At 70.2% G+C, this 10,889-nt stretch carries 10 protein-coding genes and 1 other RNA gene; 9 read left to right on the forward strand and 2 right to left on the reverse strand.

Annotated elements, in window-relative coordinates; all coding sequences use genetic code 11:
* The first annotated feature begins 9 nt into the window (after window positions 1-9).
* Together prfB and ACFC96_RS26705 are read left to right on the forward strand one after the other, a co-directional pair.
* Window positions 10-1,113: a peptide chain release factor 2 gene (gene prfB / locus ACFC96_RS26700; RefSeq protein ID WP_376256732.1), complete on the forward strand. Its 1,104-nt coding sequence runs from the start codon at window positions 10-12 to the stop codon at window positions 1,111-1,113.
* Between the two features lie 290 nt (window positions 1,114-1,403).
* Window positions 1,404-2,063, forward strand: a complete 660-nt coding sequence (locus tag ACFC96_RS26705) for a hypothetical protein (RefSeq protein ID WP_376614484.1) — start codon at window positions 1,404-1,406, stop codon at window positions 2,061-2,063.
* A gap of 74 nt (window positions 2,064-2,137) precedes the next feature.
* Here ACFC96_RS26705 and ACFC96_RS26710 read toward each other — a convergent pair whose 3' ends face one another.
* Entirely contained in the window at window positions 2,138-2,329 is a 192-nt protein-coding gene (locus ACFC96_RS26710; protein ID WP_266563623.1) for a hypothetical protein, read from the reverse strand.
* A 291-nt stretch (window positions 2,330-2,620) separates the two neighbouring features.
* On the opposite strand from ACFC96_RS26710, the gene ftsE reads away from it, so the two are divergent.
* The 6 genes from ftsE (at window position 2,621) to dacB (ending at window position 8,493) form a co-directional block, all read left to right on the forward strand.
* On the forward strand, window positions 2,621-3,310 hold the full coding sequence (ftsE, locus tag ACFC96_RS26715) for a cell division ATP-binding protein FtsE (RefSeq protein WP_116512695.1): 690 nt from the start codon (window positions 2,621-2,623) through the stop codon (window positions 3,308-3,310).
* A 49-nt stretch (window positions 3,311-3,359) separates the two neighbouring features.
* On the forward strand, window positions 3,360-4,277 hold the full coding sequence (ftsX, locus tag ACFC96_RS26720) for a permease-like cell division protein FtsX (RefSeq protein WP_376256728.1): 918 nt from the start codon (window positions 3,360-3,362) through the stop codon (window positions 4,275-4,277).
* Window positions 4,278-4,355: 78 nt separating this feature from the next.
* Window positions 4,356-5,513: a S41 family peptidase gene (locus ACFC96_RS26725; protein ID WP_376256726.1), complete on the forward strand. Its 1,158-nt coding sequence runs from the start codon at window positions 4,356-4,358 to the stop codon at window positions 5,511-5,513.
* A gap of 30 nt (window positions 5,514-5,543) precedes the next feature.
* The gene (smpB, locus tag ACFC96_RS26730) at window positions 5,544-6,086 is read left to right on the forward strand and encodes an SsrA-binding protein SmpB (protein ID WP_376256724.1); all 543 of its coding nucleotides are present in this window, start codon (window positions 5,544-5,546) and stop codon (window positions 6,084-6,086) included.
* A gap of 155 nt (window positions 6,087-6,241) precedes the next feature.
* Window positions 6,242-6,611: a transfer-messenger RNA gene (gene ssrA, locus ACFC96_RS26735) on the forward strand.
* A 262-nt stretch (window positions 6,612-6,873) separates the two neighbouring features.
* Window positions 6,874-8,493: a D-alanyl-D-alanine carboxypeptidase/D-alanyl-D-alanine-endopeptidase gene (gene dacB / locus ACFC96_RS26740; protein ID WP_376256722.1), complete on the forward strand. Its 1,620-nt coding sequence runs from the start codon at window positions 6,874-6,876 to the stop codon at window positions 8,491-8,493.
* Window positions 8,494-8,506: 13 nt separating this feature from the next.
* Here dacB and ACFC96_RS26745 read toward each other — a convergent pair whose 3' ends face one another.
* Window positions 8,507-9,763, reverse strand: coding sequence for an MFS transporter (locus ACFC96_RS26745; RefSeq protein WP_376614486.1), 1,257 nt, complete (start codon window positions 9,761-9,763; stop codon window positions 8,507-8,509).
* An 83-nt stretch (window positions 9,764-9,846) separates the two neighbouring features.
* On the opposite strand from ACFC96_RS26745, the gene ACFC96_RS26750 reads away from it, so the two are divergent.
* The gene (locus ACFC96_RS26750) at window positions 9,847-10,860 is read left to right on the forward strand and encodes a LysR family transcriptional regulator (RefSeq protein ID WP_376256719.1); all 1,014 of its coding nucleotides are present in this window, start codon (window positions 9,847-9,849) and stop codon (window positions 10,858-10,860) included.
* Window positions 10,861-10,889: the final 29 nt, after the last annotated feature.

A 10,889-nucleotide genomic window follows, 5' to 3' on the forward strand; every position in this document is an offset into this window, starting at 1 on the left:
GCTGGTGTCGTGGCAGTCGTCGACGTTTCCGAAGAGCTCAAGTCCCTCTCCTCGACCATGGAGTCGATCGAGGCCGTCCTGGACCTCGACAAGCTGAGGGCAGATATCGCCGTGCTCGAGGAGCAGGCGGCCGCGCCGTCCCTGTGGGACGACCCCGAAGCGGCGCAGAAGATCACCAGCAAGCTGAGCCACCTCCAGGCCGAGGTGCGCAAGGCGGAGAGCCTGCGCGGCAGGATCGACGACCTGAGCGTGCTCTTCGAGATGGCCGAGGAGGAGGACGACCCGGACACCCGCGCCGAGGCCGAGTCCGAGCTGGCCTCCGTCAAGAAGGCGCTGGACGAGATGGAGGTCCGCACCCTCCTGTCCGGTGAGTACGACTCCCGCGAGGCGCTGGTCAACATCCGCGCCGAGGCGGGCGGCGTCGACGCCGCGGACTTCGCCGAGCAGCTGCAGCGCATGTACCTGCGCTGGGCCGAGCGCCACGGCTACAAGACAGAGGTCTACGAGACGTCGTACGCGGAAGAGGCCGGCATCAAGTCGACCACCTTCGCCGTGCAGATCCCGTACGCGTACGGGACGCTCTCGGTCGAGCAGGGCACGCACCGCCTGGTCCGTATCTCCCCCTTCGACAACCAGGGCCGCCGCCAGACGTCCTTCGCGGGTGTCGAGGTCCTCCCGGTCGTCGAGACGACCGACCACATCGACATCGACGAGTCCGAGCTGCGCGTCGACGTGTACCGCTCCTCGGGCCCCGGCGGCCAGGGCGTGAACACGACGGACTCCGCGGTCCGTCTGACCCACCTGCCGACCGGCATCGTCGTCTCCTGCCAGAACGAGCGCTCGCAGATCCAGAACAAGGCGACCGCGATGAACGTCCTCCAGGCCAAGCTCCTCGAGCGGCAGCGTCAGGAGGAGCGGGCCAAGATGGACGCCCTCAAGGACGGCGGCAGCTCGTGGGGCAACCAGATGCGTTCGTACGTCCTGCACCCCTACCAGATGGTCAAGGACCTCCGGACGGAATTCGAGGTCGGTAATCCGCAGTCGGTTCTCGACGGCGAGATCGACGGATTCCTCGAAGCGGGAATTCGCTGGCGCAAGCAGCAGGAGAAGTAGCCTTCGGCCTTTTCCAGCTTTGTCGACAAGGCAACTGCCGCCCACCGGGCGGCAGTTGCCTTTTACGTCACAGTCACATGTCCGTACGTCGGCCAACTCCCCTGATTTCGGGCATCACGTACGCAACGACCTTGACGCTGACATGAAAACTGGGAAGGCTGACGCGTGGCATGCGTATCAGTGGGACGCGTGTGAACCGGGGGGCGGGCAGGCAGTCGCCGACCACCCCCGGGCGGCCCCCGTCCCGCGCGCTGCTCCATCAACGATTAGCTACTGGGGGTAGCAGGCAGATGACCAAGAAGACGCGCATCCGTGTCGCGCGGATAGCAGCCGGTGCGGTGATCGCGGCCGGTGCGTCACTGACCGCCGCGGGCGCCGCTTCGGCCCTCGACATCGGCGTCGACCTTCCGGGTGTCGGTGCGAAGGTGCACGCGGGCGGCGACGGTGTCGCAGCCGGTGTGAGCATCGGCGATGACGAGGACCCCACGCCGCCCGCCCCGACGGATGAGCCGCCCACCGGCCTCCCGTCGGAGCCGCCGACGGAGCAGCCTCCCACCGAGGAGCCTCCGACCGAGCCCACCCAGGAGCCCACCGAGCCCACCGAGGAGCCGACCACGCCGGGCAACGGCGGCGGTAACGGTGGCGGCAACCACGGCGGCGGCGGCAACCACGGCGGTGGCGGCGGCAACCACGGCGGCGGGAACGGCAACACCGACCCCGACGGCGGCAACAACCCGGTCGAGCAGGGCCAGGGCAAGGACAGCCTGCAGGACACCGGCTCCGTGCCGGCCGCCCAGCCCGCCCAGAACGGCAAGTCCGGCGGTGAGCTGGCCGAGACCGGCGCCGCCGAGACCACGTTCCTGCTGATCGGCGCCGCGACGATGATCGCCGGCGGCATCGGCTTCCGCCTGCTGCCCCGCCTCGTCGGCGGCGGCCGCACGGTTGCCTAGGCAGCCGTAGGCGCGCACGTCCGCACATGACGCGAGAAGGGCCCGGAGCATCGCTCCGGGCCCTTCTTCGTGTCTCAGACGGTCTGGTGGGCGAGGAGTGCCACCGCCGCGATGAGGACGGCCACCAGGACGATCAGGGCCATCGGGTGAAGACCCGCGAACGGGCTCTCCTGCTGAAGTCGCTCACGGTTCGCCCGGCACACGGGGCAGCGGCCCTCGCTCACGGGCGCCGCGCAGTTCGCGCACACCAGTCGGTCATAGGTCATGCGCTCTTCCTCCTCCCGCGCGGCGGAGCCGCCACAGCACAATTCTCTCCGCACAACGCTCCGGGGAACGCAACCGTTCCCCCTACCACTGTGCCAGCTTCCGGGGATTTCGGCGCGCCTCCCCGGATGCTGCCCCTTTGGACCCGTTCCGTTCCCGTCAGGACCTGCCTGTGCCCGGGCAATCATCGGGACAAACCACTCAACCGAGGACGCCGACTGCGCCGCACAGCCGGGTTCGCGTATGGTCACGCACACCTACCCCCGACGCCCACGATGCACCGAGGCGCACCCGTGATCCGATTCGACAACGTCTCCAAGGCCTACCCCAAGCAGACCCGGCCCGCCCTCAGGGATGTGTCCCTCGAGGTCGAGCGCGGCGAATTCGTCTTCCTTGTGGGATCTTCCGGCTCCGGAAAGTCCACCTTCCTGCGGCTGGTCCTGCGCGAGGAGCGCACCAGCCACGGCCAGGTGCACGTCCTGGGCAAGGACCTGGCACGCCTGTCCAACTGGAAGGTGCCGCAGATGCGCCGCCAGCTCGGCACGGTCTTCCAGGACTTCCGGCTCCTGCCCAACAAGACCGTCGGCGAGAACGTCGCCTTCGCGCAGGAAGTCATCGGCAAGTCCCGCGGCGAGATCCGCAAGTCCGTGCCCCAGGTGCTCGACCTCGTCGGCCTGGGCGGCAAGGAGGACCGGATGCCCGGCGAGCTCTCCGGTGGTGAGCAGCAGCGTGTGGCCATCGCCCGCGCCTTCGTGAACCGCCCCAAGCTCCTGATCGCCGACGAGCCGACCGGCAACCTCGACCCGCAGACCTCGGTCGGCATCATGAAGCTGCTGGACCGGATCAACCGCACCGGGACGACCGTCGTGATGGCCACCCACGATCAGCAGATCGTGGACCAGATGCGCAAGCGCGTCATCGAGCTGGAGAAGGGCCGTCTCGTCCGCGACCAGTCGCGCGGCGTCTACGGCTACCAGCACTGATCCCGTGCCCAAGAGCACCAGAGCACTGAGAAAGGCCTGACCAGACGCCATGCGCGCCCAATTCGTCCTGTCGGAGATCGGCGTCGGTCTCCGCCGAAATCTCACGATGACCTTCGCGGTCATCGTCTCGGTCGCCCTCTCGCTCGCCCTGTTCGGCGGCTCGCTGCTCATGCGTGACCAGGTGAGCACGATGAAGGGCTACTGGTACGACAAGGTCAACGTCTCGATCTTCCTGTGCAACAAGGGCGACGCCGAGTCCGACCCGAAGTGTGCCAAGGGAGCCGTCACCGCCGAGCAGAAGCAGCAGATCCTCTCCGACCTGCACAAGATGCCGGTCGTCGAGAAGGTCTCCTACGAGTCGGCGGACCAGGCGTACAAGCACTACAAGGAGCAGTTCGGCGACTCCCCGCTGGCCAGCTCGCTGACGCCGGACCAGCTCCAGGAGTCGTACCGGATCAAGCTCAAGGACCCGGAGAAGTACCAGGTCGTCGCGACCGCCTTCGACGGGCGTGACGGGGTGCAGTCCGTGCAGGACCAGAAGGGCATCCTCGACAACCTCTTCGGACTCCTCAACGGCATGAACTGGGCGGCGCTCGCCGTGATGGCGCTGATGCTCGTCGTCGCGCTGATGCTGATCGTCAACACGGTGCGCGTCTCGGCGTTCAGCCGCCGCAGAGAGACCGGCATCATGCGCCTGGTGGGCGCGTCCAGCTTCTACATCCAGATGCCGTTCATCATGGAGGCCGCCGTCGCCGGGGTCATCGGCGGTGTGGTCGCCTGCGGCATGCTCCTCGTGGGCCGTTACTTCATGATCGACCACGGTCTGGCGCTCTCCGAGAAGCTGAACCTGATCAACTTCATCGGCTGGGACGCGGTCCTGACCAAGCTGCCTCTCGTCCTCGCGATCGGCCTGCTGATGCCCGCGATTGCCGCTTTCTTCGCGTTGCGCAAGTATCTGAAGGTGTGACAAGACTCCCCGGAGTTGCAGGGCGCCGTGCGGTTCAACGAGCCGTACGGCGCTTCTCGTTGTCCTAGACTCACCGTCATGTCGGGCCCCGAGCTGTTCTCCCGGCCCCGCCGCTTCGGCCGCGGGGCGGCCCTGACATTGGTCTTCGCGAGCGTCCTCGCGACCGGCGTCGCGACGGGTTCGTGGAGCGCCGAGGGCGGCGGCAAGTCCGAGGAGCGCCCGGCCGGTTCGGCCGCCGGCGGCGGACACGAGGACGTGCGGGACGCGGCCGCCGAGGCGATGGCGGACGGCAAATCCCCTACGCAGGCTGCCGAGGAGGCCGTCAGCCGCAGCGGTGACCGCTGGGGCGCGGTCTACTCGCAGGGTGAGTACAAGGAGTTCGAGCAGGAACTCGACGGCCAGTACACGGGCGTCGGCCTCTGGGCCAGGCGTACCGCCGACGGACGGATCGAGGTCTCCAAGGTCGGTTCCGGTTCTCCCGCGGCCCGCGCGGGCGTGCGCCCGGGCGACCGGCTCCGCACCGTCGACGGCCGGCCCGTCACCGGCCGCCCCGTCACCGAGGTCGTCTCCCTGCTGCGCGGCGAGCACGCGGGGACGGCGGTCCGGCTGGGCCTGGCGCGCGGCACGCGCGCGTGGACCGAGACCCTGCGCCGGGCGAATCTCGCCACCGAGCCCGTCACCGTCTCCCGCCTCCCCGGCGGCACCGTCCTGATCAAGGTCGCCGCCTTCACCAAGGGCTCAGGCGATCGCGTACGGTCCGCCGTGCGCGACGCCCCCCACGGCGACGGCGTCCTCCTCGACCTGCGCGGAAACTCGGGCGGCCTGGTCACGGAGGCGGTCACCGCGGCGTCGGCGTTCTTCGACGGCGGGCTCGTGGCGACGTACGACGTGCGCGGACGCCAGCGCGCCCTGCACGCCGAGCGCGGCGGCGACACCTCCAGGCCGGTGGTCGCGCTCGTCGACGGCGGCACGATGAGCGCGGCCGAGCTGCTCACCGGGGCCCTCCAGGACCGCGGCCGTGCGGTCGTCGTGGGCTCGAAGACCTTCGGCAAGGGCTCGGTCCAGATGCCGAGCCGGCTTCCCGACGGGTCCGTGGCCGAGCTGACCGTCGGCCACTACCGCACCCCCACCGGCCGCGGCGTCGACGGCCGGGGCATCATCCCCGACCTCGAGGCCGAGGAGGGCGCCCGGCAGCGGGCCGAGACAGTATTGAGTGGCCTCGGGGACCCCTCGTAGTGCGAAAATGGCCGCACTATGGCTAAGGGAATGTTCGTACCGAAGGAATCACAGCCCAAGCAGGGCGCGTCCGGGAAGTCCGGCAAGGACAAGGACGGCAAGCGCAAGATCGTCGCGCAGAACAAGAAGGCCCGTCACGACTACGCCATCGTCGACACGTACGAGGCGGGCATGGTCCTGACCGGCACCGAGGTGAAGTCGCTGCGGCAGGGCCGCGCCTCGCTGGTCGACGGCTTCGTCCAGATCGACGGGCACGAGGCGTGGCTGCACAACGCCCACATCCCCGAGTACAGCCAGGGCACCTGGACCAACCACTCCGTGCGCCGCAAGCGCAAGCTGCTCCTGCACCGCGAGGAGATCGACAAGCTGGAGTCGAAGTCCCAGGAGACGGGTCACACGATCGTGCCGCTCGCCCTGTACTTCAAGGACGGCCGCGCGAAGGCGGAGATCGCGCTCGCCAAGGGCAAGAAGGAGTACGACAAGCGGCAGACGCTGCGTGAGCAGCAGGACCGGCGCGACTCCGACCGTGCGATCGCGGCGGCCAAGCGGCGGCAGCGGGCGCGGGAGCGCTGACGCTCCGCCCGGATCCGGCAGTCCGGCGGGTCCGGCAGTCCGGCTTCGTCCGCCCTTGCCGTCCGCGCCGGGAATTGGCTGGCACCGTCGGCCGTCGGTCACGTACGATGGGTCTTGTCCCGCTGGTGACGGGGCACATTTTGAAAAATCAACATGGGGATGATCGGTTTCGACAGCGGCTGTCGAAGCAGGGGAAGCGTGTCGAGGAAGCGGCAATGATCTCGTTAACCATATGTCGCAACCTATAATCGCCAACACCAAGCGCGATTCCTTCGCCCTCGCTGCCTAAGTAGCGACTTGCGAAGTGTCAGCCCGGGGGTGATCCCGACCCGGATCCTGGCATCATCAAGGGATCTAAACTTCTAAGCCCGGTCACGGGGCCTAGAAGGAAATCAAACAGTGACTGAGCCCGTCGGAGACTTGTTCGCGTGATCTCCGGGGCTGAGAAAATCGAAGCGAACTGCACACGGAGAAGCCCTGATTCTGCACCGTTGGACGCGGGTTCGATTCCCGCCATCTCCACAGAATTCCCATGTGAGACGAAGGCCCGGCTGCCATGCAGCCGGGCCTTCGTCGTGCCCCGACGCCCTCGAGGCGACCGGGCCGCCGAACGTCGGCGCGACCTCCGGGACGATGGCCGCGCACCCGGGGAAAGCTCCGCCGGAGGCGTCGCCGCCGGGCTGCCGTACGGGCCGTGCGGGTGCGAGGCCGACCCGGCGGGCCATTCCTGGAGTCCCGGCTGACGCACCCTGTCCACGGGAGCCGTGATCCGGGATGCTCCTGAGGCATGAGTAGATCCGACGGACCTGTGAGACGCATCCTCAATCCCCTTGCGCGTCAACGGCGTTACCTCGTCTGGCCCGCCCTCGTCGCGCTCGCTGCGGGCCTGGCCTGGGGCTCGCCTGCCGGTGCCGACGGCGACAGCACCGGCCTCCCGGAGGCCATGGACACCATCCTCGGCGACCCATCCATGGAGGGCGGCGCGGCGAGCGTCGTCGTCGCCGACGCCAGGAGCGGCGACATCATCTACCAGCACAACCCCACCGGACGCCTGATGCCCGCGTCCAACACCAAGCTCCTCACCTCGACCGCCGCGACGGAACTCCTCGGTACCGGCTACCGGTTCACCACCGACGTGCTCGGCGACGGGCGGCGGCGGGGGAGCGTGCTCGACGGTGATCTGTATCTGCGCGGCACCGGCGACCCGACCGCCCTCGCCAAGGACTACGACGAGCTCGCCGCCAAGGTCGCCGCGTCGGGCGTGAAGTCGGTCAGCGGTCGTCTCGTCGCCGACGACACCGCGTTCGACAGCCGGCGCCTCGGCCGCTCGTGGGCCGCCGACGACGAGTCCTCGTACTACTCGGCGCAGATCTCCGCCCTGAGCGTCGCGCCCGACACCGACTACGACACCGGAACGGTGATCGTCGAGGTCTCGCCGGGCGCGAAGGCCGGGGACAAGCCGAAGATCACCCTCACGCCGAGGACGCGCTACGTGAACGTCGACGTGCGGGCCACGACCGTCGCGGCCGGTGGTGACGACAGCCTCACCGTCGAGCGGCAGCACGGCACGAACACCGTCACCGTCACCGGCACCGTTCCCGTCGGTGGGGACACCACCAAGGAGTGGGTCGCCGTCTGGGAGCCCACCGGATACGCGGCCTCCGTCTTCCGCGACGCGCTCGCCGCGCACGGTGTGAAGGTGTCGGGCGGCACGAAGCTCGGGCGTGCCACCCCGAAGGGTGCCGTGCGGCTCGCCACGCACGACTCCATGCCCCTGAAGGACCTGCTGATCCCCTTCATGAAGCTGAGCAACAACATGCACGCCGAGATCCTCACCAAGGCCATGGGCGCGAAGGCGACCGGCCGTGCGGGCAGCTGGGACGACGGACTGGCGGCGATCAGCGGATATCTGAAGGGCATCGGTGTCGACACCGGGCGGCTGCGCCAGGCCGACGGGTCCGGACTCTCCCGCATGGACAGCATCCCGGCGGGCCAGATCGCGAAGCTGCTGCTCGCGGTGCGGGCCGAGCCGTGGTTCGGCGACTGGTACAAGGCGCTGCCGGTGGCCTGCGACCCCGACCGGTTCGTCGGCGGGACGCTGCGCTCGCGGATGTGCGGGACACCGGCCGCGCTCAACGCCCGCGGCAAGACCGGCTCCCTGACCGGCGCGTCCGCGCTCTCCGGCTATGTGAAGGACGCCGGGGGACGTGAACTCGTCTACAGCGTCGTCCAGAACAACTACCTGGTCGACTCGGTGAAGCCTCTCGAGGACGCGATCGTGGTGACGCTCGCGAAGTCCGACGCGGACGCGGCGGTGGCGGTGAAGCCGCGCTCGCTGCGCTCCGTGCCGGTCTCCGAACGCGGGGGCGACCTGGAGTGCTCGTGGCGTAAACCGGCGGTGTGCTGACGGCTGCGGGCGACTACGTACGGGCGCGTGCGGCGCCGCGTACATAGCCGATGAGCGCGAGCACGAGCGCGCACGCGGACGCGGCGGCCGGGACCGCGTAGCCCGCGGTGGGACCCAGGTGCTCCACCGCGGAGCCGCCCGCCGCCGCGCCACAGGCGATGCCCCCGAGCAGGCCGGTCACGGCGAGGGTCATGCCCTCGTTCAGCTGGCCCTCGGGGGTCCGGGCCTGGACCAGCGTCATGCCCGTGACCATCGTCGGGGCCGTCGCCATGCCGGCGACAAGGAGAGCCCCGGCGAGCATGAGGAGGGAACCGGTGAGCGCCGCGCACAGGGGAAGGGTCAGCAGGACGGTCATCGCGGCGACGCACCAGGGGTGCCGGCGCGCCGCCGGACCGGCGGGCCGCACCGCCCCGTAGACCAGACCCGCCACACAGGAACCGGCCGCCTGGAGCGCGAGGACCGCGCCGGCCGCCGCCTTGTGACCCCCCTCGTCCGCGAACGCGATCGTGACCACCTCCATCGAGCCGAACACGGCGCCGGTGGCGAGGAACGACGCCAGGAGAACGGGCATCCCGCGCGCGCGGAGGGGCGATTTCGTGGCCGTGCGCCCATGGGTGGGCGGTTCCGTGGCGCGCTGCGCGGCGAAGACCAGTACCCCGGTGAACAGCAGGACCGCGCCGATCAGGGTGCCGGCCTCCGGGAAGAGCGACCCGCACAGGAAGGCGGCGAGCACCGGGCCGAGCATGAAACACAGCTCGTCCACCGCCTGTTCGAAGGAGTTAGCGGTGTGCAGGGCGGCCGGGTCGCCCTGGAGGAGATGGGCCCAGCGGGCGCGTGACATGCCGCCCGTGTTGGGCGTCGTGGCCGTCGCCGCGTAGGACGCGAAGAGCGTCCAGTCGGGCGCTTCGAGGTGCACGCACAGGAGCAGGGCGAGCGATCCGCAGACCGCGACCGCCGTGGCGGGCACGGCGATCCTGGCCTGCCCGTACCGGTCCACGAGGCGTGCCGTCCACGGGGCGACGACGGCGGTCGCGGCCATCCCGGTCGCGGTGACGGCCCCGGCGAGCGCGTACGAGCCGCGCGCCCCGGCGACCATGATGACGGCGCTGACGCTGAACATGCCCACGGGCAGGCGGGCGAGGAGGTTCCCGAGCGTGAAGGCGAGCGCGCCGGGCGTGGACAGGAGCCGGACGTACGGGGAGCGGCCGGGCCGGGGCCGGCGGGTGGCGGTCAGGGGAGCGGTGGCGGGCTCGGATATCGCGTCGGGCATGTGATCAGCGTCGTCGTGGACCGGGCGCCCGGTCCAACACCTTCTCCGTACCGATTCACGCACCGGCGTTGTAAGTTCGCCGGATGCCCGACCAGCCAGCCGCGCCCGGCACGTCCGCCCCCGCCCACCTGGAGCCCCGGCTGCTGCGCGCGTTCCTCGCCGTCGCCGAGGAGCTGCACTTCACGCGCGCCGCCGCCCGGCTGTACGTCGCACAGCAGGCCCTGAGCAGGGACATTCGCCGGCTCGAACGGGAACTGGGCGCCGAGCTGTTCGCGCGGAGCACGCGCCAGGTCGCCCTGACCGCGGACGGTGCGCGGCTGCTGCCGTACGCGCGCCGGGTCCTCGATGCGCAGGACGAACTGCTCGCCGCCTTCACGCGCCGCCCGGCCGGAGGGGCGGCGCGGCCGCTGCTCGTCGACGTGAACAGCCCCGGCCTCGTCTTCGAGCGCATCCTGGAGCGGGCCCGCGAGTTCGCTCCCCAGTGCGAGCTGATGGCCCGCTACGAGAGCGGTCTGACCGGCGCCGCCGCGGAGATGACCGCGGGCCGCCTGGACGCGTCGTTCGGGCGCTACGCGGGGCTCGATCCGGCGGTGCGGGCACGCCTGTCGCAGCAGCCGGTGCGGTACGAGCCGATGACGGTGGTCCTGCCCGACGGCCACCCCCTCGCCACCCTGCGCGCCGTACCGCTCGCCCGGCTCGCGGGCGAGACGGTGTACGCGGGCGCGGGCAATCCCCGTACACCGGAGTGGACCGACCTGGCCGGGCGGCTCTTCGAGGGGCGCGGGATAGCGGTCGCGCCGCCCGCGCCGCTCGCCGTGGGCGTCGAGGAGTTCCGGCGGATCATGGCCAAGACGGGTACCCCGGTGCTCGCCGCCGGGGACTTTCCTGCCATGCCCGGCTCCGTCGTGAGGCCCCTGACCGACCCCGTGCCCCTGTCGCCGGTGTCGCTGGTGTGGCCGACGGGGCTCGTGCACCCGGGGATCGACGCGCTGCGTGCGGCGGCGGCCACGCTCGCGGAGGAGAACGACTGGCTCCGTAAGCCCCCAGGCGCCTGGATTCCGGCCATAGATGCACTCATCATGATGAGTCAGGACTGAGGGTTGGACACGGCTGTCACTCGCGTGCG

Source organism: Streptomyces sp. NPDC055955 (assembly GCF_042270245.1).
In the GTDB taxonomy this organism is placed as follows: Bacteria; Actinomycetota; Actinomycetes; order Streptomycetales; family Streptomycetaceae; genus Streptomyces.

Coding starts and splice junctions, on each gene's coding strand:
- ACFC96_RS26705 (WP_376614484.1), top strand. CDS start 1,404: ATGACCAAGAAGACGCGCATCCGTGTCGCGCGGATAGCAGCCGGTGCG.
- ACFC96_RS26710 (WP_266563623.1), bottom strand. CDS start 2,329: ATGACCTATGACCGACTGGTGTGCGCGAACTGCGCGGCGCCCGTGAGC.
- ftsX (WP_376256728.1), top strand. CDS start 3,360: ATGCGCGCCCAATTCGTCCTGTCGGAGATCGGCGTCGGTCTCCGCCGA.
- ACFC96_RS26725 (WP_376256726.1), top strand. CDS start 4,356: ATGTCGGGCCCCGAGCTGTTCTCCCGGCCCCGCCGCTTCGGCCGCGGG.
- smpB (WP_376256724.1), top strand. CDS start 5,544: ATGTTCGTACCGAAGGAATCACAGCCCAAGCAGGGCGCGTCCGGGAAG.
- dacB (WP_376256722.1), top strand. CDS start 6,874: ATGAGTAGATCCGACGGACCTGTGAGACGCATCCTCAATCCCCTTGCG.
- ACFC96_RS26745 (WP_376614486.1), bottom strand. CDS start 9,763: ATGCCCGACGCGATATCCGAGCCCGCCACCGCTCCCCTGACCGCCACC.
- ACFC96_RS26750 (WP_376256719.1), top strand. CDS start 9,847: ATGCCCGACCAGCCAGCCGCGCCCGGCACGTCCGCCCCCGCCCACCTG.